Below are 26,832 nucleotides of genomic sequence, written 5' to 3' on the forward strand. Positions count from 1 at the left end.
CTCGTCACCCGGGCGACATCATCCCGGAATGGTGGGCGACATCATTTCGGAACGGGTGGGCGACTTCAAATCGGAATGGTGGGCGAGATCATCTCGGAATCCTGGGCGACATCGATCGGAATCCGCAACCGGCCCACAGCCCCCTTTTGTTGCAATCAAGATCAGGGGGCAGTCGCAGACATTAATCGTGCAGAAGTGAAGGCGGGACCACGGCAGGGGAAATCCTGAAATCCATTATGTGGCCGATCATCCGATCGACGCCCGACGCTAGACCAGGGACAGCCCCAGACGAAAAAACGGAAATGCGGTATCCAACCCGCGCATCAGAGCCTGTTCACCGACGTCTTTGAGTCCCGCCTTCTCCTCTGCACGATCCATCGGCACAAGAACTTCACGATGAGTCCTCGTGGAGATGAGAAACCGTGCGCTGTGTGCTTGACTGGGGACATCAGAATGGAATGGTCCGGCCGTGCTCCGGCCCTGCCGGTACGAGAAGCTGGCAAGGGCGCCCAAGACAAGAAGCACGCCTTGTCTCAGAAACTCGACGCTTCGCCCGCCGACATCGGCATCGAAATCGGCAAGAACTCTTTCCACATCATTGGCCAGAATCAGCGCGGCGCCATCGTGCTGCGGCAGAAGAGGTCGCGCGGCCAGGTGGAAACGCGGCTCGCCAACCTGCCACCGTGCTTGATCGGCATGGAGGCCTCCGTCGGCGCGCATCACCTCAGTCGCAAGCTGCAAATGCTTGGCCACGACGCCCGCTTGATGCCGGCGAAATACGTGCGCCCTATTCGAACGGACAGAAGAATGACTTCCGAGATGCGGAAGCCATCGCCGAGGCGGCCCAACGCCCGACCATGAAGTTCGACGCAACCAAGACCGCCGACCAGCTCGACCTGCAGGCGCTGCACCGCGTGCGCGAGCGATTAGTCGGTCAGCGCACCGGCGTCATCAATCAGATCCGTGCGTTCCTGCTGGAGCGGGCATCGCCGTGCGGCAAGGCCTGCGCTCCCTGAGGTCCGAGTTGCCGGCTAACGGCGCACGAAATCGCCGAGCAACGGCACAATGCAAAGAAGTCCGTGGGACACCGCAGCGCTGACCCGAACCCGGCCGCGCGGCGAACCTTGGTCGGAGATCGCCTGCTCGGCTTCGTCGAGATCGGCGAGAATGCGGCGGGCCGCGCCGAGATGGGCGCGGCCTTCCGCGGTCAGCGTCAGCGCCCGCGTCGTCCGCAACAACAAGCGCGCGCCGAGCCGCCCTGATGTCCAATGATCCTTCTGGCACCGATGAAGATACTGCGCAGGTCGTAACCGGTGTTGTCCTTTTCAACTTCGACAGACCATTCAGAATTCGGCCATCGGCGAGCACCACTTCAAGGCCCAGCGCCATCTCGCGCACGATGGCGTAAGCCAGCACGCCTGGCAGCACAAACTCGGCTCCACGAGATGACCTGACGGGGCGCCGGCGGGCGCGTTTGCGCGCGACGCTCAGCCTTTCGCCGCCACCTGGCCGAACAGAACCTTCTTCGATTCCTCGTTGACCGTCGGCGCGTTTGTCGGATTTACCTGTCTGACGACCTCGTAAGCTCGCAACGTGGCGGGCCTCTCCTCTATCGAAGAGAACCAGCGTTTCAGATGTGGAAAGTCTTCGAGCTTCTGCCGTTGCCGCTCGTGAGGAACGATCCAGGGGTAGCAAGCGATATCGGCGATGGAATATTCGCCGGCGATGAATTCCCGATCTGACAACTGCTTGTTCAGGACACCGTAGAGACGATTCGTTTCATTGACATAGCGGTCGATGGCGTACGGAATGCTTTCGGGAGCGTAGCCCGAGAAATGGTGGTTTTGGCCGGCCATCGGTCCAAGCCCGCCCATCTGCCACATCAACCACTGCAACACGGCATAGCGCTTCCGGGTTTCGAGGGGCAGCAATTTTCCCGATTTTTCGGCCAGATAGTTCAAGATGGCCCCGGATTCAAAGATTGACATCGGCTTTCCACCGACCATCGGGTCGCGATCGACGATCGCTGGAATTCTGTTGTTTGGCGAAATGGCCACAAAGTCCGGCTTCAGCTGCTCGCCTTTGGAGATATTGATCGGACGTACTTCGTAAGGCAGTCCGGTCTCCTCCAAGCACATCGTAATCTTGTGCCCGTTGGGAGTCGTCCAATAGTAGAGATCGATCATCGTTGCTATCTCCTTGTAGCTTGTAGCGATAACTCGCCATTTGCAGCCATGTGCTTCATGGCTCAACGCATCCTTATCGAAGAGCGCGGCCTACCTCGTCCGCCAACAGCGATAGCGTCAGCCTGTGATAATCGGAGCCGCCAACAGAACAAATCGCAGTCATAAGGGGCCAAGAGACCAGCCATGACTGAAACTAGTGGGCCAGAAACGTTCCACCAGAATCAGAACTTGCGACGGCGGCGGTTATTGCGGTCGTGGCGCCGGATTGAATAGCGGCATACACGAAATGGCCATATCGCTTTGGCAGCTTGGGCACCTCCGTTCCTTCGCCTCAGGCCGCAGCGACCTTTGCCTTGCGATTGGCCTCCAATCGTCGATCGACCAGAGCTACGATGTCGTCAAGGGCTGGATGCGTCATTCCCTTCTGCCTGGCTGCAAGTTGGACGAGCTTGTCTGCACGCTCAATATTGATAGCGCCGTTGTTGAGCGCTCGGGCGGCCGACGCAGGCCGCGAGAGACTTGCAGCTGCCGCGGCGTATTTATTGAATGGTACTAACTGCTCGTGAGATGCGCCAAGCTCGATGCACACATCGACAACGAAATCGTAGATCGACCGCGATGCGGACAGGTCGCGATGCACGGCCTGCTGGGCGTTCTGCATTCCGTCTTCCGTGATGCAACGGTAGTTGCCGGCCATCAACATGGCCCACTTGGCCAGCGGGACGAAGATTGAATCGTGAAAGCGCAGCTTGACGGGCAACTCGATGCTCTCGCCAGAGACATCGAAGCGGATAGCGTCGATTTCTCCCTCCAGCCGCCGGAGAATGTGGTTGCCTTGCTGGACGTCAAAGCGGGCGACTTTGAAATTCGTAGGCAGCGTCACCTGCAGCACATTCGCCTTCTCGTCCGGCGGGCGTATTGCCTGGGGATCGGGGCTGCAAAGCGTAAGTGCCGCTGGATCGAAATTGTCCCACACCTCGGGCGACGTATAGGCCGATTTCAGTGTTTCGGAGTTCAAGCCAGGGATACGTTTCATGTAGGGCAGCGGCGGCATGTTCATGATGGACATGCATGGGACACGAGATTTGGCGATGGCATCAAGCAGCTCGCGCACCCCGGCAGATCCATATTGGGGCTCCTGCATTGCCAAGCCAACCAGATCGTAGTCTGACGGATTGATCTCGCCGGCACCTGCTGCGGACACGTTGCCCGGGAGCCTGCGGGAATCCAGTTCGATTTGGTCGGTTCGGCCGCGTATCGGCAGTCGGACCCGAAAGCCCTCTGAATTTATCAGATCGGCTTCGGCGGGAAGGCAGACGAGCTTCACCGAATGACCACCAAACAGAAGTTTGGATGCCAGCAGCGAACCATAGGACGCGCCCAGGATCAGGATATTATAGTTCGACATCAGGGTTGCCTCAGCATTTATCGCGTTTTATCGGCGCAGGACTGGGTCGGGTGCGCTGCACGCTTCTCCGGAATCACCGAGCGGCAGGTCCGGCCGAAGCAGAACCACGGCCAACGCGCCGCACAGGAGCACCGCGATTCCGGTCGCGAACGGCACGTCCCAATTACCGGTCAGATCGATGAGCCATCCGAACGTGACAGGCGAAATAATGCCGGAAATGCCGACGCCCATGATGACGTAAGCGCTGCCGAGCCCTGCGTATTCCTTCGAGATGTCCATTGGAATCGCGTACATTGGTGCGATCGTCAGCTCGAGAAAGAACATCGCGGCAGCAAGCAGCGGCACAACGACACGAAGATCATCCAAGAACATCGCCGGAAAAATGAAGGCGGCAGCCCCAAGTAGCGAAACCAAGATAACGCTGCAGCGTGCGAACCTGTTGCGGCCTGTCCGTTTCAGCAGCCGGTCGGAGACAACGCCTCCGACGGTATTGCCGATCAAGCCGGCAAAAAAGAGCGCGCTCGTGAGTAGAGCCGAGCTCTTCAGGTCCGTACCATGTCTGTTGGCAAAATAGAGGGGAAGCCAGGAGACGAACACCCAATAGGTCCATCCATAGGCAAACATCACTATCGTGACCGGGAACATCCTCTTCGTCAGGGCGAGAAGGGGTGTTTTCGCCGATCTGTTCGGAAGGGTAACGCTCAAATCCTCGAGACGCTTCGGATCGACTTTCGGATGGGTTCTCGGGTCATCCTGAAAGAGGACCCACCATGCCGCGGACCATATCAGTGCGGCAACTCCGCAAATCACGAAGGAGACGCGCCAATCCGTCCAGATGATGAGCATGGCCACGATGGGAGGGGCAAGCGCAGCCCCGAGCCGGGAGGCGCTATGTGTAATTCCCTGGATGTATCCGAAGCGGTGGGGCGGATACCAGTTTCGCATGGCCTGGGTCGCGGCAGGAAATGCAGGTCCTTCCCCCAGACCAACGATCAACCTGGCCATGAAAAGCGTGATCAAACCTCCCGCGAGACCGGTAGCGATCGTTCCGAGACCTACAACGATCACGCAAACTACAAGGGTCGATTTGGCCCCGTACTTCCGGGCACCCCATCCGCCGAAAAGAACCGACCCCAGATAGGCCCACGAAAATCCGCTGAAGGTCAGGCCCATTTCGGTGTTAGTGAGACCAAAATGAGTCTTCACGGATGCAGCCGCGGCGGAGATGTTTACCCGATCGAGGTACATGATCGCGAACAGGACACAAAGCAGTGTACTGACAAGCGCATGGGCAGTGACGTGCGGTCGTGAGTGCGCCTTTTCGGATGCCGTGGGATTGGTCTCCTCGAAGAGGGCCATGGTCTCGCTCCCGATTGTCGTTGTTATTGGGCTACGCTGCTCTTCGGCAGCTGGGACCCGTTTAGGCGGATTCGGCGATTGGCGAGGAGTTACCCAGAAGTATGTCGCCGGCCGCGTCCACGCCTCCCCTTCCATAGGGAATACCGCGTGCCTTCAGTCCTAGCTCGACCGCGGCAAGGGTGCCGAGCATGGATGCGGTGCTGAAGTCGCCGAGATGGCCGATCCGAAATACGCGGTCCGCCAGGGGACCCAAACCGTTCCCTAGCGACATATTCGTGCGCTGCAAAACTTCAGACCGCAGTGCATCCGCGGAATATCCTTCAGGAAGACGAACCGCAGTCAGCGACGAAGAAAACTGAGATGGGTTGCGGCACTGGATTTCGAATCCCCATTGTTCAGCAGCCCGTCGGATTGCCAATGCAGCGCGATCATGGCGCGCAAAAATCTCGTCAAGCCCTTCCTCTTCAATTAGGTCGAGAGCAACCTTTAGCCCCTGCAGGAGATTGGTGGACGGGGTATAGGGAAAGAACCCGCTCGCGTTGGAAGCGAGCATTTCGTCCCAGCCGAGGAAGCTTCTCGGCAACTTGGCGCTCTTCGACGCCTCGATCGCCTTCTCGGAGATCGCATTGAATGCAAGGCCGGGCGGAAGCATCAGCCCCTTTTGCGATCCGCCGACAGTGACATCGACGCCCCATTCGTCATGTCGATAGTCGATCGATGCCAATGAGGAGATAGTATCGACGAGCAACAAAGCTGGATGTTTGGCATCGTCGATTGCCCTCCTTACGGCGGCAATGTCGGAGGCAACTCCGGTGGAAGTCTCGTTGTGCACGACCGCCACCGCCCTAATGGCGTGCTGCTTGTCGGCGCGCAAGTGCGCCTCCATCACGCCGGCATCCACTCCGGAACGCCAGTCGCCGCTGATGATTTCGGGCTCCAAACCTAACGCCTTTGTCATCTTCGCCCAGAGTGTCGAAAACCAACCTGTTTCGAACATCAGGATGCGATCGCCGGGGGACAACGTGTTGACAAGGGCTGCCTCCCAGGCGCCCGAACCGGAGGTCGGATAGATGATCACCGGGCGGTTCGTTTTGAAGACAGACCGGATCCGCTTAAGGACGTTCAGACCGAGTTCCGCGAACTCCGGCCCGCGGTGATCAATCGTTGGTTTGCCAACGGCCGCCAGGATCGGCAATGGTGTGTTGGTCGGACCTGGAATCTGCAAGAAATGCCGGCCGGGTGAATACTTCATTTGGCTCTCCGTGATCGAATCCGAGATCCGCGCACCACGATCTCGGGCTATGGCAAACCGTTCCGCCCGTGACGCCGAAACGCGGGCCGCTCCGTCAGTAGGTCGTAGTAATTTGAGACCGCGAGATAGTCGGGGCGCTTTAGTCCCTCATGCGTCAGGCTGAACCACCGGTTTACAACGAGGCCCATTGGAATGTCCGCAATCGTGAAATGACTGCCCATCACATAGGGTCCATTGCTGTCGAGGTGATGGTTCAGGAGACCGATGACGTGGATAAGCTCTTTCTGGCCCTGCTCGACATACCAGGGATGATCGTACGGAAATTCCTTAAGTTGACCGCCTAGGAAGGCGCCACGCAGCGCATGCGTCACGTCGTAGGCCACCCAATCCATCCACTGCTCGATCTCCTGCCTTCCCTCAGGTTCCTCCGGGTAGAGATTGACGGCTTTGTGTTTTGCGGCGAGGTAGCGAACGATCGAATTGGACTCGCGCATGACGCGGGCGCCGTCGATGACAACCGGGACTTGACCGGTGAGATTTAGTTTAAGGAAGTCTGCGGTATTGGTCGGCGCGAAACCTCGCCCGAAATCCTCACGCGTGTAGGGAATGCCGATTTCGTCGCAAACCCATAGAATTTTTCGCACATTGAACGAGTTCGCGCGGCCAAGAATTCTGAGGGGTCCGGCCGCGGCATCGGCTACCAGATCCGGCTTCTTTTCTATGTCGGGGGTCAACGTATCGGTCATAGCCATACTCAATCTGCGGTTTCGAGAATGCAGATTGAAAGCGCACGAGATCGAAGTAAAATTGAAAGATCGGATACTTTTATGAGGTTTTCTAATGAATGTGGGGTTGCGCCAGCTCAGGGTGTTTCTCGCAGTTGCGAAGCACGGCAGCTTCAGCCGAGCCGCAGAACACGTCGCGGCGTCGCAGAGCGCCGTCAGTCTCGCGGTTCAGCAACTCGAGACCGAACTCGGTGTGAGACTACTCGATCGCACCACGCGTCAGGTCAGAATGACGTTGGTGGGGCAAACTCTCGCCGCAACCGGATCCCGGCTCATCGGGGAATTGGATGCAACGCTCAATGAGTTGCGCGATATCGGCAAGCAACATCGAGGGCGTGTCGTTATGGCCTGCGTCCCATCGGTCGCGCGGGGGCTGATGCCGAAATGCGTGGCCTATTGCGCCAAAAAGTGGCCGGAAGTCGCGTTTTCGATCGAAGACATCGCGGCAAGAGATGTCATTGCGAAGGTACAGCGTGGTGATGTCGAGTTGGGATTGTCGGGAGGCGAAATCGCCGGCTCAGAGCTCTACGTCGAAAGCTTGATGCAAGACCCTCTAGTCCTCGTTACGCATCAGGAAGACATGCTGGCAAGAAGAAAGTCTGTGCCCTGGATAAAGCTTTCGGGCCGCCGCCTAATCATGCTCAACAACACCTCCGGCAGCCGTCAGCAGATCGTGGATACTCTCGCGGGCACCGGCGTGCACTCTGAAATATTCCTCGAACTGGCGCAGCCAAGCTCGGTGCTAGCCATGGTGGAGGCGAGTCTCGGAGTCGCTGTGATGCCGGAACTCGTCGCGCCTTATGCCAGCCACCCGATCCTGGCCACGCGCAAGCTTGTCACGCCATCAGTGAGTCGGACGATCTTTCTTGTTAGGCGCCGTGATCGATCTCTTTCTCCAGCTGCATCGGCGGTTTGGAATGCTCTCCAGCACTTATTCGGTGGATCGCAATAGATATATATTGTCTTCGGCGGCCCATCCGCGCCTCAGTGCTTGTTGAAATTCGCATTCAGCGCACGTGAACCGAATCCGAAACGGCTCTGGGCGTGCGCCCAACGACTCCGGTCGAGCATGTCGCCCTTCCCGCTTGCCAAGCCCCTCCCTTCACTCAGGCCCTAGCGCATTCCTAAGAATGTGCCCGACCGGAATCATCTTGGCGATGAGCGTGGTTCGGAATATGTCTAAAACCTCCAAGATTGCATCGCGCGAGGCGGGCTCCGGAAGCGCAGGAAAGCGACACGGCGCTTCGGCGACCAGTTCGGCGCCGAGTCTTTCTGCCGCCATTATTGTGCTCTGGCGCAATTGCTGCAATCTGCCAGCTTCAGCCAGCGGCAGCAACAACACAGCGGTCAGGGCCAGGCTGCCAGGCCAGATCGCGAGGTGGCGATACATGCTCGCGACCATGGGCGGTGACCGAAGCTCTCCGATCTGGTTGGTGAATAAGACCAGGTCGAGCACCTCAGGCACAAGCGAGTCTAACTTGGGGACGGGCAGCCCGGGTCGCATCTCCGTCGCTGCGCTCGTCTCCGGCACGGCCAATTGTTGCTTCCCGTCCGGAAGCTCGGGCCTGTTCAACACCTGTGAGAGCGCAGTTATCGCCAGAATGTTTGCTGTGTTGGTCGAATTGTAATCGTCGATAAAGACCCGGATCGCCGCGACATCTTTTTCCGAAACTCCGACGCCCCGCCAGAGCGAGGTCGGAAGCACGAGCATCCTATCGGGAAAGGGCATCAGCCCCGCGGCTTTCTGCAGCCGTTGGTAGCCCCAAACCGTGCTAATCGAACCCCAGACCCACTCGAGGCCGCCAGGAATGGTTGCGAGATGGCGGTAGATCAGATTGACCAGTGGCGCGCCCTGCGCGCGCTTGATATCCGCGTAGATTTCCCGGATCGCAGAACTCGCGTTCTGTTCGGCAATTTCCGAGAATGGAGGTTGACCGTTCGCAGTGCGTGTTGAGGACCTCATGGATGAACCCGTGTATGTGTAGCGCGACGGACATCGTTCTTGACAGTGTACCCAGAGAATGCGCCGGAATCCAGTTCGGGTCTCACGGTGTAGGGCAAGAAAAGCATTGGGTAATCGGCCGTTGTTGCATCACCGATGCGCTTAACCGGCGAGCGCGATCTGCTCGTCTGCTGCCCAGACTTCGGCTGCAGCCATAACGAAAAGCGATCGGGGCGATATGGTCGACTAGTGGCGGACGAGATCCGATTGTCCGAGCTCGAGCCACGGTTCATCTGTGAGGCTGGCGGCCCAGGCGGAGCGGTCCTGTCGGGCGCTCGTGGAGCGACGATGATGACCATTCGGCGCTAGGAAACGCGAGCGCCAGCAGAACGAGTCCTAAAATGACGCTAAGCAACTCCGGCACCAAGAGTGTCGACCAAATCATCGGCACCGAGCTAATAACCGCGAGGAACAGCCGCACTGCGGTGCGCTAGCGCAGGCCGCCTGCCCTTCTATTTGAAGCCAAACGACACCAACCAGAAGTGTCAGTACGCAACAGGAAGATGTCAGAACTGATCTCGGTTTGCTTGCCTCGCATCCACTTCTTCAATGCACATTGGGGAATACAAGCTCCCGGCCGAGCCTTTGCGATGCGCGGCCGTCGCCCATCAGGCTAAAGACGTGCGACCGGCTAAGCCCACAAATGCACACAAGGAATCGACGCCTATTTTGGCAGATTAGAACTATTGTATCTTCTGGGCTGAGACTGCGTGCGCATTCGGTAGCTGCCGGCACGGAGATTGGCGACCCCTCCGGTGAAGTTGCTGACCGAGTAGTATATTGAGCGGGCTTCGGTTGGCAGGCTTGTCCCGGAGCCCGACCCCAAGTTCAAGGCTGATCTGCTGAAGCAGGCAGGTCATTCTCTCAAGTTTGGATTGGAAGGTGCCCAGTTTGCGATCGTCTCATCCATACCTTTGGGAAGCGAATACGACTCTCGCGATGTTGGAAATGCTCCGTTGCGAACATCGGCAGCCCAACGTACCAATGCCTCTTGTAACAACTGAAATCCTTCGGCGTATGTACGAACGAATTTAGGACGATGGCCTTTGGTGAGGCCCAGCACGTCGTGCAACACCAGCACCTGACCTGAACACCCGGGGCCTGCCCCGATCCCAATGGTCGGTATTGTCAGAGATTCAGTTGCTCGCGCAGCCAGCTCGGCCGGAATGCCTTCCAAGACTACGGCGAAGCAGCCGGCTTCCTGCAGATGATGAGCGTCGTCGAGTAGTCGCAAGGCATCATCCGCTTTGCGGCCCTGCACCTTGAATCCACCCATTGCGTTGACGCTTTGGGGGGTAAGACCGAGATGACCCATTACGGGAATCTCGCAACTCGACTAAGGCGCGCACCATTTCGACACGCTTGGCACCACCCTCAAGTTTCACCGCATCCGCGCCACGCTGCACAAAGCCCCCGGCGTTGCGTATGGTCTCCTCGATGCTCAGGTGGAAGCTAAGAAAGGGCATATCGGCCACAACCAAGGCGCGAGGCCTCGTGCGAGCAACGGCTTCTAGGTGATGGTTCATCATCGCCACGCTAACCGGCAGCGTGTTGTCAAATCCGAGGCAGACATTTCCAACACTGTCCCCGACCAGGATGATCTCGACGATTGGGTCTGCGATGCGCGCCGTAACCGCGTCGTAAGCTGTGGTCATAACGATACGGCGCCCCTCCTCCCTCCACCGCTGCAGCACGGGAATGGTGAAGCGTTCAAGAAGCGCTTTTGAAGTGTGGCTCATCTTGGCTCCCGATTCCTCGACTTACCAGCGTCCCACATGAGTTTGCGCATTCGCGTGCCCGCCGAGACGTTTCACTCATGCGAGCCCCGACGTGATGCCGAGTCGATCCAGCAAATTCGCGTCGCGGTCGCGCTGCGGGTTTTTGGTGGTCAACAGCACATCGCCAATGAAGATCGAACTAGCACCGGCCAAAAAGCACAGCGCCTGCAGTTCATCGGTCATATACTGCCGCCCGGCGGACAACCGCACCACGCTCTTCGGCATCATGATCCGGGCGGTCGCCACCAGGCGCGCCAGTGAAATCGGATCGGGACGCTCCGCGGTATCATTGACGGGCACGCCTTTGACCACGTTCCACAGATTGATCGGCACGCTCTCCGGATGACTGGGAAGATTTGCCAGTATCGTGAGCATACCGAGCCTATCCTCGACGCGCTCGCCCATACCGACGATGCCGCCGCAGCACACCTTGAGGCCGGCGTCACGCACGTGAGCCAGCGTGTCGATCCGGTCCTGCAAGGTGCGGGTGGTGACGATGTTGCCGTAGAACTCTCGCGAGGAGTCAACGTTGTGGTTGTAGAAATCTAGCCCGGCATCGGAGAGGCGTCCGGCCTGCTCACGCGTCAGCATGCCGAGTGTGACGCACGTCTCCATGCCGAGTCCCTTCACCGCGCTGACCATGTCGCAGACCTGGTCGAGATCGCGGCCTTTGGGACTGCGCCAGGCTGCCGCCATGCAGAAGCGGGTCGCACCGGCGTCCTTGGCGCGCTGTGCGGTCGCGATCACGTCCGCCCTATGCATCAGGCGAGTGGCTCGCACCCCGGTGTCGTAATGCGCGCTCTGCGAGCAGTAGCTGCAATCTTCCGGGCAGCCGCCGGTTTTGATGCTGAGCAGGCTCGCCATCTCAACGTGGTTCGGATCAAAGTTCAAACGATGAATGCATTGCGCCTGGTGCATCAACTCGGCAAACGGACGGGCATAAAGTCTTTGAGCCTCGATACGGGTCCAATCATGGCGCAGGGGCGCGATGCCGCCGCCGTTCCGCTCCACTCCCACAGCATCCATAAGATCTGACCTCCACTTCAACACGGATAGATAACCGGCATAATTATCTATGATCTATTCATCTCGTGATGCTAGCGTAGCGAACTTGGGAACGCACCGACTTTTACGGTAGATAATCTATAATGCGCGACGAGAATACCACCATTGTCGGACGCATAGCTGAGGCAATCGGCGAGCGCATTATCAGCGGAGCGCTACAGCCAAACGCGCCACTCCGGCAGGACCATGTCGCACGGGAATTCAATTCAAGCCACGTCCCCGTGCGCGAAGCCTTTCGGCAATTGGAGGCTCAACAGCTTGTCGTCGCTGTGCCCCGTCGCGGTGTACGGGTCGCCCCGCTTGATACAAATGCAGTGAAGGAGATCGCCGAGATGCGCGCCGCACTCGAAGTGGTCGCGCTGCGAAACGCGGCGTCGAAGCTCACATCGGGCCATTTGGCACGCATCGAGCTCGCCCTAGTTGAAGGGGACAATGCCGAGACGATTCAGGAGTTTGAGATGGCCAACCGCGCGTTTCACCACGCGTTGGTTGCGGCCTGCGCGATGCCGCGCCTGCTCGGGTGTGTCCACAGACTGCAGGTTGCAAACTCTCGCCTTATATTTGCGATGGCGCGCAGTGCAGGCTGGCGCCCGCGGTCCAATCAGGATCATCGGCAGATTCTACAAGCACTGCGAGCGCGCAACGTGGATCAGGCCTGTAACCTGCTGGCGCGCCACATTCAAACCGCTGAGCGCTTTGTCCTTCCCTCGTCGTGACCAGACCGGAGAGGCAGGCGATCGCAAGCCCGTCAAGCTAACGACCGTCTTTGCCACTCGATTGGCGTTAGTAGGACGGTGGCCAGGCCGAAGATACTCATACCGAGGGTCGCTGTTTTGACGCGAAATCCCGCCGCTGTTCGAACGGTAATATTGAATGTGCTGGCTTAGGGACAATTTCGTGTGCAGAAGTGGGCATAACCAGACGCGACCCACCAGTTGGGCTGTGACGCTGGACCGTCGGCCTGCCTAGCAGTCCCTCTGTCCACCATCTCATGTGGGCTTTCAAAGTAACGAAACGCTTCGTCAGACGAAAGGAAAGGCCAACCAATAGAGCTTCCTATGGCTCGTCATTTTGCCGTTGCCGGGCTCTTGTTGAGCCTTCTGCCCGCGGCAGTTTCGGCGGCTGAACGTGCGGTCGTCGTTGAGCCGTTGCCGGTAGGATGACCACGCACCACCATTGTCATCTGCCTCGCTTTGGCCCTCCCCGCCGCTCAATCCTTCAACATCGACCTGGCGCGGACCGTTCAGGCCGAAGAAGATTGGCAGAAGGTGACGGCACAAAGAAGGATTCCATGGCCAAAGCCGGCGTGAACAAGAAAGAAGCACTGATCGCAGTCCTTCCTGGCGTGAGCGGAAGCAGCTCCACCGATTAATTCGGAAACGGGAATGCCGCCGTTGACGAAAGTGGCGAGGCGGTGCATTCTAGATCGATCGCTCTACAATGAACATTTGGGCACGACCTCGCGCTGCCCGGGTGCCCAGGGAGGAAATGGATTGACGAAGTTCGACAGGTCCGTGCTCCGTTCGCTGACGGGAACCGCGGTCAAGCTGCCGATGAAACGCCCGCTCGGGACCAGCGCCAGGAGTATTGATGAAGCCTGCCTGCTCCTTGTCGATCTCCTGACGGAGGACGGAATCGCAGGCCACGCCTACGCGTTCTGCTACCAACCGTCCATCGCGCGATCGCTGGTTCCGATCGTCGCGGAGCTGAGCGCGCAATTGGCCGGTCAACTTCTCGTCCCGCTGGATTTGGCGCATGCGGTCGCGCGTTATTTCCGGCTCCCGGGCTTGACCGGGCCTTTGGCTATGGTGGCATCGTCCGTCGACACGGCGGTTTGGGACGCGGTGGCAAAGGCAGCGGGGATGCCGCTTGCGACCTATCTCGGCTCAGCGCCTCGCCCGGTCCCGGCTTATAACAGCAATGGCCTTGGGTTGATGGCTCCGGAAGCGGCCGCCGACGAGGCCGAAGCGCTCCTCGACGGCGGCTTCGCCGGCGTGAAGCTTCGGCTGGGGAGAAGCGACTTTGCGCACGATCTAGCGAGCGTCCGCGCCGTGCGAAAACGACTGCCGAATTCCGTACGGCTCATGGTCGACTTCAATCAAGCGCTCACTTTTTCCGACGCCATGCAATATGCTGCCCTCCTTGATGACGAGGGAATCTACTGGATCGAGGAGCCGATCCGGCATGATGATTACCGCCACATGGCGCGCATTGCGCAAGCCATCCGTACGCCGATCCAAATCGGTGAGAATTTTACCGGCCTCGCCCCCATGGCAGCCGCGCTGGAAGCGAACGCCTCGGATTATGTCATGCTTGATCTCGACCGGATTGGCGGCGTGACCGGCTGGCAGCGCGCGGCGGGGCTCGCGGCCGCCTATAACCGGGAAGTGTCATCGCATCTCTTTCCGGAGGTGAGCGCGCAACTTATGGCCGCTACGCCCGGCCGGCACTGGCTTGAATATGTCGATTGGGCCAATCCAATTCTACAAGAACCGCTTCTCATCAAGGACGGTATGGCCGTCACTCCCTGCCGCCCCGGCAATGGACTGTCCTGGAACGAGGATGCCGTTTCAAAGTATCGGCTTGCCTAAGCCCATGGAAGCAGACAAGGCTGGCGGTCCGGATGATCGCCTGAAAGCGCTGGCGGCCCGACAATGGCGCGATTACCAACGTGTTTCACCGGGCAGCGCCTTTGCCGATCCGCGACTGTCGTTGACGCTTGAGGAAGCCTACACGGTCCAGAGAGAGGTTGCGCGCGCACGTTGCATCGGCGGGGACGCCATTATTGGATACAAGGTGGGGTGTACCAGTCCTGGTATCAAAGAGCAATTCGGCACGAGCGGGCCTATCCATGGGTGTCTGTTCCGGAGCGAACTTCGTCGTTCTGGTCAAACGCTTTGCCATGGCTCGTTCGCCAACCTCGCGATCGAAGGGGAGATGGCACTTCGCATCGGTGCGGATGGCACAATCGTTGCCGCCTTTCCGGTCATCGAGCTACACCAGTTCGTCTTTCGGGCGCCGCGGAAAACGCTTACCGAATTGGTCGCGAATAACGGGATCAATGCCGGGGTCGTTCTTCCCAAAGAAAGTGTAATGAAACCGCTCGCCCGTTGGACGAACGCGCACACTCTTTCCGTTGCAATTAACGGGACGGTGGTCGACGCTGGCGCATTATGGGCCACGCCGGGTGGTCCGGTTGAAGTTCTCGATTGGCTGATAAATGAGCTTGCACGCTTTGGGGCAGCCCTGAAGCTCGGCGATTTGGTCCTGGCAGGCACCCCACTCGGCCTCTATCCTGTTGAGCCCAGCGATCATGTCGTGGTTTCCATCGACGGTAAGGAACACGTCGATTGCCACATAATTTGAAGAGCGCTTTAGCCTTCCGGAAGAAGGGGCGTCCAGTTCGTACCAGCGGTGAACACCACGGGACTACCGGCATGACGTCCACCGTAAAGCTGTCGCCGGCGGAGAGAGCTCGCTCTGATGGAAAGCCGGGCACGGAGGGTCCTCACGGCCACAAGAGATATCGTCGGCGCGAGCGACTGACGATGAATCACGCTTTTCGGGTGCCGTGCCGTACGGATGAGCTGCAAGAATCTTGGACGCAAGGCAGATCAGAGGACCGCGGCTCACCACTCTTGTGCGCGAGGTAAGGGACGATGACATCGGATTCCCGAAGCTGAAAGCAGCGTCCTCTATCGTAGGCACCAGCCCGTTTCTAGTGAGAGCGTGGTGGGCTCCGCTGCGGTCACTCCGAAGTCGTTTCCCGCATCGAAGCGATCCAATTTCCGATCCAAGCCGCCGCAGCGCTAGAGTACTTTCTGGGCATCAATCCAATTCGCAGGGATCCGGTCGCTGCAGAGCTGCACCCCTTCGCGCTCTTCGGCGCGACTAAAGCGCGGAGTGATCGCGAACCGCTTCAGCGAGCGCCAGCTTGAGATCCAGGAAGCGTTTGTCGACGGCCGCCGGGTCGTCGCGATTAAGCGCGATCATCTTGGCGCGGGCCTCGCCACCGCGAATGACTTCGAAGGTGTCTTGCTCTATACCCTCTATCACAGCATTTGCTACCGCGCTTGCAGGTTCCCGCACAAATCCCAACTCAGGGCCAGCCCGGGACGAACGCATCATCGGCGTGTCGGTGGCGCCCGGATAGACTGTCATAACGTGAACACCATCGCCAATGAGCTCCCGGCGAAGCGACTCGCCGAATTTGGCGAGGCCCGCCTTGACGCCGGCATAGGTCGCGTAGAACGGCGCCGCGACCAGAGCAATGCCGGAGGTGATGTTCACCACCAGGCCCTCGCCGCTCGCCCGGAGGAGCGGCAGTGCCGTGCGAGTCAGCAGGACTGGCGCGACGAGGTCGACCTCGATCATGGCGCGGATTTCAGCTTCACTCGTGTCTTCGAGCCATCCCGCTCTGACGCCGCCCGCGTTGTTGACAAGCACGTCCAGGCCGCCCTGGAGCGCGGATGCGAGCGTCGCTTTGCGTCCCTCCGTCGTGCTCACGTCGGCAGCGACCGTTTCGACATGCTCGATTTGCCGAAGCTTCCCTGCGGCTTCCCTAAGAACATCCGGCCGGCGACCGGTAATGATAACGCGCGCCCCCTTTGCCAGTACCGCTTCGGCAATTGCGTAGCCAATGCCACTCGAGCCGCCGGTGATGAGGACCTGCTTCCGCTGAAGGTTCATGTTTGTCTCTTGTCGACTGTTTCGAGGGTCTTAGGGTCTTCCTCAGCGCGCAACCTTCGGGTAATTAGACGGAAATAGCGCGCGGCGCGTTTCTTCGTCCATTTCCTTCTTAAAAGCGTGCCCCTTCCCGACTGCGCGTGCCTTCGCGACCGCAGGGCGGGCATCGATAGCTTTGAACCAGCGCTCGAGATTGGGAAAGCGCGCGAGCGGCGCGGCATCGCCAGGCAGGATCCGCGGCGCTCGATCGAGCCATCCCCACGCGGAGATATCGACAATTGAAAAGCTATTGCCGACTATGAATTCGCGATTCTTCAGATGCGTATCGAGCACTTCATAGTGACGCTCGACTTCACGACGATAGCGGTTGATCGCATAATCCAATTTTTCGGGGGCGGCGTGCTGGAAATGAACGGCTTGACCGGAAAAGGGGCCTATGCCCGCCGCGATGAAGAAGAGCCACGACAGAAGCTCGCCTCTGTCTTCTGGCGCGCCAAGGAGATGGCCGGTCTTTTCGGCCAAATAGAGCAGGATAGCTCCTGAATCGAAGACCCGCGTTTCCTTGCCGCCGGGCCCTTCCGTGTCCACGATCGCCGGCACCTTGCCATTTGGATTAATGGTGCGGAACGCCGCCGTGTGTTGCTCGCCTTTGCTCGTGTCAATCGGAATGAGTTCGTAGACGAGACCTACCTCCTCGAGCAGCAGTGCAATTTTGGCAGGATTGGGGGTTGGGTGGTAGTAGAAGCGGATCATCAGTTTTTTCCCACAATGTTTTTTCCGGTGGCTCTCGCCAGGGCGACGAGCAATGACGCAAATGAGGCTGTCTCAGATAAGTCGGGAACTCGCGAGATCGGGAACAGCGAGCGCGATCGCGGCGACCGGCTCAAAGAGTCACGCCGCCACTTCATTTTAGATCACGCGATCTAAAATGAATCAAGCGCCGATTCTCTGTTGTGAGGATCACTGGCGCCTATTTGGCCCGGAAGTAAGTGCTATTCAAAAAACAGCTACGAACATGCCCGGTGTCATAAGGCCTGGTGTCACCTGCCACCATCACGAGGCGCCTTTTTGCCTCAACCGGATCGACCAGGAGTACGAGCCGCCGGCTGAGGGAGGATTCTGCCGAGCAATGTGATGGGACCCAGCCGCTGTCCGGCGTTGCACCCTCAAAAGTCAAATCACAATCGCCGTCGGAACGACAATCCGCGGTGCGGGTAACGACGTTGGATACTGCTTGCGAATGGCTGATCTGGAGTGCCGCGCCCGTCTGATCCCGAGCGCTTCGGGCTTCTGGGCAGCATCTCGACCTGGTGCGCACCAAAAGCGACGAACGTTGATGCTCAGTTCTAATCTGGGCGCCTTCATTTTCGGACGCGCGTGGTCGATGGGCGGAGTACCTCGTTCATGCTTCCACAGTTCCTTTTCACGTCGTAACGCTTGAGATTTGCGCGAGGACGGCGTGGACGGTGGAAAGCGCGGCATTTCATACACTAGGACCGCTGATAGTACGCTTGCGGCAACCCTCATGGTTCGTCCTCAGACGGGCGGCGCCGCCGGCACGCGATAGAGTCGCCCCGTGCGATCGAAGTCCTCGACCGTCCAGGGAGCGCCCACCCCTTCGATCATCCAGCGGAGAATAGCCCACAGATCGCGGTCGAGCGTCGCGCCGTCCAGGGGCTCGAGCGCCTCCACGATTGTATGGATTTCGACCCCCGATGGGAACGGCTCGCCGCTGCGCCCAATGAAAACAAGCGCGTAGGCAAGTCCGGACGGCGCCTGGACAAAGCCCGGATCAGCTAGGCCCTTCCGATCCAGCTCGAACGTCCGGACAAAGAACTCGCGGAACTCGGGATAGTGCGCGACACGATCCTCCGCCAAGGCAAAGGATAGCCGTTTCCCGTGCAGATCCGGCTTTCCGATGATCGTAACTTCGGTCATCGTTTGCCTCCCTCCTTATCGAGGCGATTCAGAAAGTGGCGAATGAGATCTGCGATTTCGGGACCGGAATCTTCTTGCAGGAAGTGGCGGCCCGTCACAAGAATCGGACCTTCGGCATGGGGCATCATTTTTTTGAACCGGTAGCAAAAAGTGGCCACATCGAAGACTTCATCTTCACGTCCCCAGATAATCAAGGTGGGCAGCTTGGATTGAGACAGCTTCTCTTCGAGCCACTGAAAGCGTCCATACGCGCGCGCATTCTCGTCCAAGGGAATCCAGCGCGGCCAGACCCAGGTGAGAAGGCGGGACGCAGAATCCGGCAGCGCCGCCTCGTAAGCCGCTTGTGCCCGCTTTGCGAATTTCTTACGATCCACGACGGACAGGTAGACGCCCCGTCCGGCAAGCGCGGGGTGGTTGCCAAGAAGATAGGGACCGACGAGCGGAGCGTGCATCATGCGCCAGGGAAAGATCCGGGTGTGAAACTCGGCCGGCGGCATCGGCCACGCCCAGGTGCTCATGATGGTAAGAGCCCGCACGCGCTTGGGGTTATTCATCGCGAACGAAAGTCCGGTAGGGCCGCCCCAGTCGTGGCAAACCAGCGTGATCCGCTGCAGAGCAAGCTGACGCATCAGAGCGGTCAGATTAGCAGCATGCCCATCGAGGGAGTGCGCCTGCTCCCGGGTTGGTTTCTCGGACAGGCCAAAACCAATCATGTCGGGAACAATCACGCGTCGCCCGGAACGGACCAGCGGCCCAATCAAGTCGCGATACAGGAAACCCCAGGTGGGGTTCCCATGCAGCAAGACCACCGGATCTCCGTCGCCTTCATCGATGTAATGCATACGCCAGCCATTCACGTTCGCATAGCGCGGCTTGTAAGGCCATTGAGCGCGAAGCGCTTCCGGCAACGGGTGGTCCAGTGAAAGGGCCACGACTCCTCCTTCGATCTGTCGGGAAGCTGAAAGTTTGCGCGCGTCTCCATTGATTATAGAGCGTATGATCTAAAATGGCTAGCGGGCGAGATCAAAATCATGATGGCTAAGGCGCACATGACCACGATTGTCAACATGTGGCGCTGCATGCTAGGAAAATGGTTCGCGCGATCAGGCGCTTAATCATAGCAGAAGGCTGACGATAAATGGCAAGGCCGCGCGAATTCGATGAGGGGGCGGTGTTGGATGCCGCGATCGAACGTTTCTGGCTGCGCGGTTACGAGGCGACCTCGGTGCGTGATCTGGCCGATGAAATGAATATCGCGGGCGCGAGCCTCTACAACGCATTCGGGGACAAACGCGGCCTGTATGCCCGAGCCCTGAACCGCTATCTCGATCAGACCTTCCGCGAACGGATACGGCGCATTGAACCAGCCTTGCCGCCGCGCGAGGCTATTGCCGCATTTCTGGAAGAAATCATCAAGCGTTCGCTCGGTGACAAGCAGCGCCGCGGTTGCATGCTGGTGAACTCGGCAATCGAGAGCGCCCCTTACGATTCCGGCTTTCTCGGCATCGTCGCGACGTTTCTGGACGAAGTGGAAGCTTTCTTCATGCGCTGCATTTCGAAGGGCCAGAGCGAGGGCAGTGTTACGCGCGATCATTCGGCCGAAGACCTCTCGAAATCACTCCTTGCGATTCTCCTCGGCATTAGGGTCTTGGCTCGGGTCCGTCCCGATCGAAAGCTGCTTGAGGGACTCGTGCGGCCCGTCTTTGGACTTCTCGACGGAGTTCCCTCAATTCCTCGGGTTGCCGCACGCCGGCGGAAATCTCACTGAGCACAAGGGGTCTAACAACCGGGTAGCCTTCGCTGCCGGAGGGAGACCTGCGAGCCTACGATGTCGCCCTGCTGCTGACGGCAGGACTCCGTAGAAGTCGCGCCAAGCGCGTGCTCTGCAAAGGAAGTGGCATGCGAGCCCAGCGTGCAGCGGATAGTGATCACAGGTGATGCATTTCTCCCCTTGGAACGAGGGTTGACTGATCGACTGGGTAACGACGATCTCCACGGAGTCTGCGCGCTCGGCGCGACACTATTCAATGTAGAGTCGAGAGTGCAATTCGATGCCGGGTGCCCGCACAAGGTGATACGTCTCGCTCAATCGTTGTCACTCACAAGTCGGGCAGTTCTGCGGATGGTGTCTACCAGCGCAAATAACATCGCCCTCCCAGATATCCTGCAAGCACCAGCGTACTCGCCGCGAGCGGATACCACGTGACAACGAAGAGAGGACTGTCATCAAAACAACTTGTCGCATAGAAGGTCGCGGCGATTGCGCTCGCAGCCAAGCCTGCGAGGGCGCCGCTACGGCCAGCATTGGAAGGAGCGCCCCGCCTCAGCGCGACAAGAAGCAGGATCAATGGTCCGACGCCGAGGGTCGGAATGATGGTCATGCAGTTGATCGCGTTTGATCCGATCAACCTTGCGATCCATTCCGAGCTTGGAACGGCGATCAGTTCGGACAAGACGCCCGTGGCCAGCGCTATAGTAGGAGCCACAAGTGACCGCTCCCACCGCCCGTGGGTTTCTGCTGGTGTCGCACTTCGAAAGATCCCACCTATGGCAAGTAGGGCGAATAGCATGACGACGAAGAACTTGAAGAGAAATCGAGCCGTGTTAAGGGCCCGCACGATATCCTCACGAAGACCGATAGCAGAAAAGAACAGTAGTGCGACAATGGCCGCACTCAGTAGCAACGCGACCTGCAGAGAGGTTTGAAGGCGAGGTCCGACGATGCGGTCAGCTGCCAGCGCTCTGATTAGCTCGTCCGTCGTCATTGGAAAGTCCCGCCGTTCTGCAGCGAACACATTACGCCGAATCTATTGATCCGAAGGCACCTGCTTTGTTCTGTACTTCGTGCGGATCATGCTCCGTGTTACCATGATATCATCGAGCTGGGTGGTGGTGATGGCTGCGCATTGCTAGCGCTTACGGCCTCGATCCATCGTTCAAGTGAAAGCCGCCCCGGGCCGCTCAAAGAGAGGGTGAACAACCCGCCAAGATAGAGCAGCAGAATTTCATAGCCTACCGGCCCGAATTTAGTTCCGGATTCGGTCACTTCTGCCAGCTTGACCGAGAAGAAGCCGTAAGGAAGATGCACCGTGAACAGCGCTGTCAGTAGCACACCCGCCATCGGAATGCTGGCGAGTGGTATCAGTACGCCAAAGAAGACGGCCGCCCCGCCGACAATTTCGACGGCCGTCGTTACCCATGCTGCTAAGACGGGCAGAGGAACACCCAGAGTGTGCAGTACGACAGCAAAGGTTTCGGGCCCACGGCTCAGTTTGGCGTATCCGTGAGCCATGAAGCCGTAGCCGATGATGAGGCGAATAGGCAGTGGAGCCCATTCCGCCAGTTTTTCCGACGATCGACCAAGAAGGCCCATTACTGTTTCCTTTGGGTGTGACATCGCCACGCCAGATGGACCCCCTTACCTTAAGCCAGCCTTAAGCGGTTCCGGGTGCTTCGGTTCTGAGACCAGAGGTTGTTCATCAATTTGCCTGGAGGGCACAGGCAAAGAGAACCAGCCGCTGCGGATGGCCGACGGCGCGACTCACCACCTAGCCTTTCTGACGGGCCCGCGCGTCGGCGACTACACGCATGAAGCCCTGCTCGTTCAAAGCTTGGTTGACCTTGAACGCGCCGACGAGAAAGCCCGGCGTGCCCTGAAAGCCAATTGATTCTGCAATGTCCAGATTTCGCTTAACCAGCCGCGCGATATCGTCGGCGTGCGTCGTCATATCGGACTCCAGTCGCGCGGCATCGATGCCGGTTCCGCGCGCGGCTTCGATCATCTTTGCTTGTTCGATGCCATAACCCGGGATTTCCATCAACGCATGATGAACGAGCAGGTATTTACGCTGATATTTCGCAGCGAGGGCGAGGCGCGCGCCGATGATGGAGGTAGGGTGCAGGATCGGCCAATCCTTGTAAACGAGGCGAATATTGCCATCGGCCTTGACGACCTTCTCGAGGCTTTTCGCCGCCGCTTTACAGTAGGGGCAGTTGTAGTCAAAAAAGTCGACAACGGTGAGCTCGCCATTGGGGTTGCCGCCCGTGGGCGTTTCCGGGTCGTTCAAAATCATGTCCCGCGTGATTTCATCGCCATCGGCAAATACGGCGGAAGGCAGTACCAGAACGGTTGCCGAGAGAGCGGCGAGACGCAAAAACTGCGTGCGCGACATGGCGTTGATCAAGCGAATTCTCCTTAATGTTAGTTACTCGGCTCGAATAGCTTTGGCCAATTTGCTGAGGAAGCCAGCGACGCCGACATCACCCACGATCCGGGTTTCCTGAATTTCGCGGCCTTCCGGACTGAGGAAGACGATGGTCGGCGGCCCCACAACCCCGAAGCGATTCATTAAGGCCTTGCTGTCCCGATCGAGATGGGTGAGATCTGCGCGGATGAGGAGCAGCCCACGAAAGGCGCGCCGCACGACCTCCTGCGAGAAGACGATGCGATCCATTAGCTTGCACTCGGTGCACCACTCGGCGGAAAAGTCGATCATGACAATTCTGCCCTGTTTCCGGGCAACATCGATCGCGCTGTCGAGACCAGCTCCGCTTGTGACGATCTGAAAATTGTTTGTGGCAACGTGAATGCCGTCGGCCTGCTCCGCGATGGCCGCGCCGCTCACAAGTCCGAGCGCGGTCAGCGGCCGGAGCAGCTCAGAGTTCGCGGCGCCTGCTCCTGCCGCGAGCGCTCCACCGTAAACAATGCTCAAGGCGCCGATGACCGCTGCTGCGACGTGCGCCACCCTTCGACGCTGGGACAAAACCAAAGTCGAAACACAATAGACTCCCAGTACCAGAAACAACGCGCCCCACGCCAGCCCCACAAGCCGCACCGCCACGACACGCGAAAGCATCCAGATGGTGAGTGCGAGGAATACGAACCCGAAGATGTGCTTGACGCGCATGAGACACGCGCCCGAGCGTGGGAGTACCCTCGCTCCCAAGATGCCGAACGCGATCAGCGGAAGGCCCATTCCGAGACCAAGCGCGAACAAGGCGAGGGAACCACGCATCACTTGGCCGGTCTGAGCGACATAGACCAGAGCGGCCGCCAGGGGCGGCGTCACGCAGGGTCCCACAATGAGAGCGGAACCAAATCCGAGGGCGGCCGAGCCGCCGACGGATCCTTTGCTTCCGGCAGCACCAGCAACTCTTGCCGTCCAGGATTGCGGCAATTGAAGCTCGTAGAGTCCGAACATGGAAAGAGAAAGCGCTACGAAAACCAAGCTCATCGCGATGATGGCAGCAGGGGTCTGCAGGAAGGCTTGGAGATTCTCGCCTGACCAGGCCGCAAAGACGCCCAGCGCGCTATAAGCCGTCGCCATCGCCAAAACATAGGCGGTTGACAAGACGAAGCTGCGCTCGAAGGAAAGCACACCGTCGGCCCGCGCCAGCATACCCGACACAATGGGAATCATGGGAAACACGCATGGCGTGCACGAAAGAAGCATCCCGAAGCCAAGAAACGCAAATAGCGTCGAGAGAAGTCCTGTGCTGTACAAGGCTTCCGATTCTGTTTCGAGGCCGCTCGTTGCCGCAGCGATGGGCGGCGCGAAAGCGAGCGAACTCTTGGTTGAGTGCTGCTCGGGAGGAGAAGCCCCCGACACCTCTTGGGGTGAGTCGCTGACCAACATCGAGGACAGCTCGACGGCTTTTGAAACAGGCGGGTAGCAGATCACGTTCTCGGCGCAGCCCTGATAGGTGACGATCAGAATGCCATTGCTTGACAGCAGCTCGGGCGCCACGATCCCGGTTGCGGATGCGTGGTAGACCTCAGTCGGACCGAAATTGGGATCATCTTTGGGCTCCCCCGGCTCGGTTTCGATCGCGATGGTCCGTCCCCCCACGACAGCGGTGATTCGATCGCGGTAAAGATAATGTCCGGGCGCGATGGACCAGCCGATCCGCAGGCCGCCCTCATCTGTCCGTTGGACGCGGAATTGAAAGGCCTGATCGGGAGGCGTGATGTCAGCGGCCCCACCGAGCGAGGCGCCAGCGGCCCAAGCGAGAGCCAAGGTAACAAATCCGAGAATGCGACCGTATGGCATGGAGACCCTTCCGAACGAACAGGGGCCATGTGACGTCGCTACCTTAAGTCAGCCTTAAGGTTCCCGGCCGACGCGAATTCAGGAAAGGAAGCGGCTTTCATGCGCATTCTGGTCGTGGAGGACGATGCGGTGCTCGCGGACGGCCTGAAGGTCGGCCTCGGTCTCTATGGAGCTACACTCGACGTCGTTTCGAGCTGTGCGGACGGACAAGCAGCCCTCGCCGTCGATGCTTTTGACGCGGTCGTTCTCGACATCATGCTTCCAGATGGATCGGGCTTAGAGTTGCTGGCCTCCTTGCGCGCCCAGGGGCATCGTATTCCCGTGCTTCTACTCACTGCACTGGACGAGGTTTCAGATCGAATCAAGGGATTGGACGTCGGCGCTGACGACTATCTCGGCAAACCCTTTGATTTGGACGAGCTCGCGGCCCGGGTTCGTGCAATCGGCCGGCGGCAGGAAGGACGCGCGACATCTTTCCTGTTCCACAACGGTGTAACGCTTGACCTTGCCCGATTGACGGCCACGATCGATGGTACGGAGGTCAGCCTATCGCGTCGGGAATTCGCCATCCTATCGGCTCTCATGGATCGCCCCGGCGTCGTCTTATCAAAGAACGATCTGGAGGCGCGCCTCTATGGTTGGCAGGAAGACATCGAAAGCAACACCGTAGAAGTTCACGTCCATAAGCTGCGCACAAAGATTGGACGAGCTAGGATCGAAACGCTCCGTGGCATTGGCTATCGGATGAGGCCCACAACATCATGAACTCCCTTAAGCACAGGCTGTTTGTCATTCTTGTTGCCGCAACTGGCGTTATCTGGATTGCCGCTACGTGTTGGGTTTATGTAGGGACGACGAGAGAAGTCGAGAACGTTCTCGACTCACGTCTTCAAGAAGCTGCACGGGTGGTCCTATCTCTCGCCTCGAGCAACGGTATCGGCTCACTTGAAAAGGATGCCGGAACTAATCACGCCGTCGATCACCTGACTTACGAACGCCAGCTCTCCTGCCAGATCTGGTCGCTTGATGGTCGCCTGGTGGCTCGATCCAGCGGTGCGCCGAGCGAAAGTCTCAGCGACACCCGAACTGGCTTTTCGGAACGTACCATCAAGGGGGAAACATGGCGGGTATTCACGGCCGAGGATCCGATAAAGAACGTCCGTGTTCTCGTGGGCGATCGCCTAGGTTTACGGGAGGCCTTCGTCACCGACATCTTGAAGGGGCTGGCCGCCCCCATGCTCCTGACAATTCCGCTCCTTGCACTTCTCATCTGGGCGAGCCTTAACCGCGGCCTCCGACCTCTCCAAGACCTTGCCGGGGATCTAAAGCATCGCAACGCCGACGATATGACCCCGGTGACGACGGCCAACATTCCGGCTGAAATTCGGCCTGTGGTTGTTTCCTTGAACAATCTTTTCGGGAAAGTAAGAGACGCGTTGCGCCACGAGAGAGATATAACAGCCTTTGCGGCGCACGAACTCCGCACGCCTCTGGCGGGCCTGCGGACCCAAGCCCAGATCGCAATGACCGCTCCGGACCAGCGCATTCGGGAGGCAGCATTACATCAATTAGTGTTCTCTGTGGACCGGACCAGCCGGCTCGTCCGACAACTGTTGGCGATCGCAAAACTGGATTCGGACCGGGAAACGCGGATGGCGCCGGTAAGCATCGGCGATGTCGTGCAAGAGGTCATCCGCAACTTGCCGCCGTCCGACCAAGATGCGGATGTCGCCGTCGATCCAATCTTGCGAAGCTTCATTGTACTGACCGATCGGGACGCCCTGCTCCTCGCCATCCGGAATTTGCACGAGAATGCCGTGCGCCATATGCCGCAACGTGGTTCCATTCGCTGGTCAGCGGAAACCACCAAGGAAGGAACTCTGGTGTTCATCGAGGACAGCGGGCCTGGCGTTCCCGAAGACGAGCTCGAGCTGATCACCAAACGTTTCTTTCGTGGACGCAACAAGACAGCCCTTGGAAGCGGCCTAGGCCTCTCAATCGCCACCCTAGCGGTGGAGGCTGGAGGTGCGCGGCTGCGCCTGCGCAACCGGATGGACACATGTGGCTTGCGCGCGGAATTGCTGTGGCCGCACCATCCCCGTCTCTTGACAACGCTCCGGCCCGTTGCCTCAGCCTGAGCTCTCATGCACTACCGGCACAGCACGTTCGCGGCTTATGCCCATGGCTGAAAATGCCTCCGGCGCTGGCAAGCTTGTCCAGGAGTTAAACGGCTTCAGTATGGACGTCGGCTGAGATCTCACCAGCATTGTATCGTCACGTTGCACGTTGGCCGGCTTTTCTTTCGCGAGTAAGGCTGTTGTGC

22 protein-coding genes and 4 pseudogenes are annotated in these 26,832 nt (G+C 58.9%); 8 read left to right on the forward strand and 18 right to left on the reverse strand.

Annotated elements, in window-relative coordinates; genetic code table 11:
* Window positions 1-528 precede the first annotated feature (528 nt).
* A pseudogene (locus tag ACIPUD_RS36345) lies at window positions 529-1,030 on the forward strand (IS110 family transposase); the annotation flags it as partial.
* A gap of 4 nt (window positions 1,031-1,034) precedes the next feature.
* Here the strand turns inward: ACIPUD_RS36345 and ACIPUD_RS36350 are convergent.
* From ACIPUD_RS36350 to ACIPUD_RS36380, 7 genes and pseudogenes are all read right to left on the reverse strand, one after another.
* Window positions 1,035-1,256: pseudogene (locus tag ACIPUD_RS36350) on the reverse strand (LysR family transcriptional regulator); the annotation flags it as partial.
* Window positions 1,257-1,264: 8 nt separating this feature from the next.
* Window positions 1,265-1,413, reverse strand: a pseudogene (locus ACIPUD_RS36355) (hydroxyacid dehydrogenase); the annotation flags it as partial.
* 74 nt (window positions 1,414-1,487) lie between these two features.
* Window positions 1,488-2,186 carry a glutathione S-transferase N-terminal domain-containing protein gene (locus ACIPUD_RS36360; protein WP_446482564.1) on the reverse strand — a complete coding sequence of 233 codons (699 nt, stop codon included), beginning with the start codon at window positions 2,184-2,186 and terminating at the stop codon, window positions 1,488-1,490.
* A 331-nt stretch (window positions 2,187-2,517) separates the two neighbouring features.
* Window positions 2,518-3,594 carry a hypothetical protein gene (locus tag ACIPUD_RS36365; protein WP_446482565.1) on the reverse strand — a complete coding sequence of 359 codons (1,077 nt, stop codon included), beginning with the start codon at window positions 3,592-3,594 and terminating at the stop codon, window positions 2,518-2,520.
* Window positions 3,595-3,621: 27 nt separating this feature from the next.
* Complete coding sequence (locus tag ACIPUD_RS36370; RefSeq protein ID WP_446482566.1) at window positions 3,622-4,953, reverse strand: MFS transporter; 1,332 nt, start codon at window positions 4,951-4,953, stop codon at window positions 3,622-3,624.
* A gap of 61 nt (window positions 4,954-5,014) precedes the next feature.
* A complete protein-coding gene (locus ACIPUD_RS36375) occupies window positions 5,015-6,205 on the reverse strand; it encodes a pyridoxal-phosphate-dependent aminotransferase family protein (RefSeq protein ID WP_446482567.1) in 1,191 nt (396 codons plus the stop codon).
* Window positions 6,206-6,252: 47 nt separating this feature from the next.
* Window positions 6,253-6,951 (reverse strand): glutathione S-transferase family protein, encoded by a 699-nt coding sequence (locus tag ACIPUD_RS36380; RefSeq protein ID WP_446482568.1) that lies wholly within the window; start codon window positions 6,949-6,951, stop codon window positions 6,253-6,255.
* A 94-nt stretch (window positions 6,952-7,045) separates the two neighbouring features.
* On the opposite strand from ACIPUD_RS36380, the gene ACIPUD_RS36385 reads away from it, so the two are divergent.
* Window positions 7,046-7,942 (forward strand): LysR family transcriptional regulator, encoded by an 897-nt coding sequence (locus tag ACIPUD_RS36385; protein ID WP_446482569.1) that lies wholly within the window; start codon window positions 7,046-7,048, stop codon window positions 7,940-7,942.
* A gap of 150 nt (window positions 7,943-8,092) precedes the next feature.
* Here ACIPUD_RS36385 and ACIPUD_RS36390 read toward each other — a convergent pair whose 3' ends face one another.
* From ACIPUD_RS36390 to bioB, 3 genes and pseudogenes are all read right to left on the reverse strand, one after another.
* On the reverse strand, window positions 8,093-8,953 hold the full coding sequence (locus ACIPUD_RS36390) for a hypothetical protein (RefSeq protein WP_446482570.1): 861 nt from the start codon (window positions 8,951-8,953) through the stop codon (window positions 8,093-8,095).
* An 895-nt stretch (window positions 8,954-9,848) separates the two neighbouring features.
* Window positions 9,849-10,731, reverse strand: a pseudogene (gene panB, locus ACIPUD_RS36395) (3-methyl-2-oxobutanoate hydroxymethyltransferase).
* A 75-nt stretch (window positions 10,732-10,806) separates the two neighbouring features.
* Window positions 10,807-11,796, reverse strand: coding sequence for a biotin synthase BioB (bioB, locus tag ACIPUD_RS36400; protein WP_446482571.1), 990 nt, complete (start codon window positions 11,794-11,796; stop codon window positions 10,807-10,809).
* Window positions 11,797-11,918: 122 nt separating this feature from the next.
* Here bioB and ACIPUD_RS36405 point away from each other — a divergent pair, with 122 nt between their 5' ends.
* From ACIPUD_RS36405 to ACIPUD_RS36415, 3 genes are all read left to right on the forward strand, one after another.
* Window positions 11,919-12,551, forward strand: a complete 633-nt coding sequence (locus tag ACIPUD_RS36405; RefSeq protein WP_446482572.1) for a GntR family transcriptional regulator — start codon at window positions 11,919-11,921, stop codon at window positions 12,549-12,551.
* Window positions 12,552-13,328: 777 nt separating this feature from the next.
* Window positions 13,329-14,426 (forward strand): enolase C-terminal domain-like protein, encoded by a 1,098-nt coding sequence (locus ACIPUD_RS36410; RefSeq protein WP_446482573.1) that lies wholly within the window; start codon window positions 13,329-13,331, stop codon window positions 14,424-14,426.
* A gap of 4 nt (window positions 14,427-14,430) precedes the next feature.
* A complete protein-coding gene (locus tag ACIPUD_RS36415; protein WP_446482574.1) occupies window positions 14,431-15,201 on the forward strand; it encodes a 2-keto-4-pentenoate hydratase in 771 nt (256 codons plus the stop codon).
* 525 nt (window positions 15,202-15,726) lie between these two features.
* Here the strand turns inward: ACIPUD_RS36415 and ACIPUD_RS36420 are convergent.
* From ACIPUD_RS36420 to ACIPUD_RS36435, 4 genes are all read right to left on the reverse strand, one after another.
* Window positions 15,727-16,524 (reverse strand): SDR family NAD(P)-dependent oxidoreductase, encoded by a 798-nt coding sequence (locus tag ACIPUD_RS36420; RefSeq protein WP_446482575.1) that lies wholly within the window; start codon window positions 16,522-16,524, stop codon window positions 15,727-15,729.
* 42 nt (window positions 16,525-16,566) lie between these two features.
* Complete coding sequence (locus ACIPUD_RS36425) at window positions 16,567-17,274, reverse strand: glutathione S-transferase family protein (RefSeq protein WP_446482576.1); 708 nt, start codon at window positions 17,272-17,274, stop codon at window positions 16,567-16,569.
* A 783-nt stretch (window positions 17,275-18,057) separates the two neighbouring features.
* Window positions 18,058-18,459 carry a hypothetical protein gene (locus ACIPUD_RS36430; protein WP_446482577.1) on the reverse strand — a complete coding sequence of 134 codons (402 nt, stop codon included), beginning with the start codon at window positions 18,457-18,459 and terminating at the stop codon, window positions 18,058-18,060.
* Window positions 18,456-19,391, reverse strand: coding sequence for an alpha/beta fold hydrolase (locus ACIPUD_RS36435; protein WP_446482578.1), 936 nt, complete (start codon window positions 19,389-19,391; stop codon window positions 18,456-18,458). Before ACIPUD_RS36435 ends, ACIPUD_RS36430 begins: the two co-directional genes overlap by 4 nt.
* Window positions 19,392-19,597: 206 nt before the next feature.
* Between ACIPUD_RS36435 and ACIPUD_RS36440 the strand changes: the two genes are divergently transcribed.
* Window positions 19,598-20,227 (forward strand): TetR/AcrR family transcriptional regulator, encoded by a 630-nt coding sequence (locus tag ACIPUD_RS36440; protein WP_446482579.1) that lies wholly within the window; start codon window positions 19,598-19,600, stop codon window positions 20,225-20,227.
* 361 nt (window positions 20,228-20,588) lie between these two features.
* Here the strand turns inward: ACIPUD_RS36440 and ACIPUD_RS36445 are convergent, their stop codons facing one another.
* From ACIPUD_RS36445 to dsbD, 4 genes are all read right to left on the reverse strand, one after another.
* A complete protein-coding gene (locus ACIPUD_RS36445) occupies window positions 20,589-21,224 on the reverse strand; it encodes an NrsF family protein (RefSeq protein ID WP_446482580.1) in 636 nt (211 codons plus the stop codon).
* Between the two features lie 98 nt (window positions 21,225-21,322).
* Window positions 21,323-21,832: a DoxX family protein gene (locus ACIPUD_RS36450; RefSeq protein WP_446482581.1), complete on the reverse strand. Its 510-nt coding sequence runs from the start codon at window positions 21,830-21,832 to the stop codon at window positions 21,323-21,325.
* A 175-nt stretch (window positions 21,833-22,007) separates the two neighbouring features.
* The gene (locus tag ACIPUD_RS36455; protein ID WP_446482582.1) at window positions 22,008-22,643 is read right to left on the reverse strand and encodes a DsbA family protein; all 636 of its coding nucleotides are present in this window, start codon (window positions 22,641-22,643) and stop codon (window positions 22,008-22,010) included.
* A 21-nt stretch (window positions 22,644-22,664) separates the two neighbouring features.
* Complete coding sequence (dsbD, locus tag ACIPUD_RS36460; RefSeq protein ID WP_446482583.1) at window positions 22,665-24,509, reverse strand: protein-disulfide reductase DsbD; 1,845 nt, start codon at window positions 24,507-24,509, stop codon at window positions 22,665-22,667.
* 99 nt (window positions 24,510-24,608) lie between these two features.
* Here dsbD and ACIPUD_RS36465 point away from each other — a divergent pair, with 99 nt between their 5' ends.
* The gene (locus tag ACIPUD_RS36465; RefSeq protein ID WP_446482584.1) at window positions 24,609-25,274 is read left to right on the forward strand and encodes a response regulator; all 666 of its coding nucleotides are present in this window, start codon (window positions 24,609-24,611) and stop codon (window positions 25,272-25,274) included.
* Window positions 25,271-26,647: an ATP-binding protein gene (locus tag ACIPUD_RS36470; protein WP_446482585.1), complete on the forward strand. Its 1,377-nt coding sequence runs from the start codon at window positions 25,271-25,273 to the stop codon at window positions 26,645-26,647. Before ACIPUD_RS36465 ends, ACIPUD_RS36470 begins: the two co-directional genes overlap by 4 nt.
* Window positions 26,648-26,832 lie beyond the last annotated feature (185 nt).

This window comes from Bradyrhizobium sp. CAR08 (genome assembly GCF_052871955.1).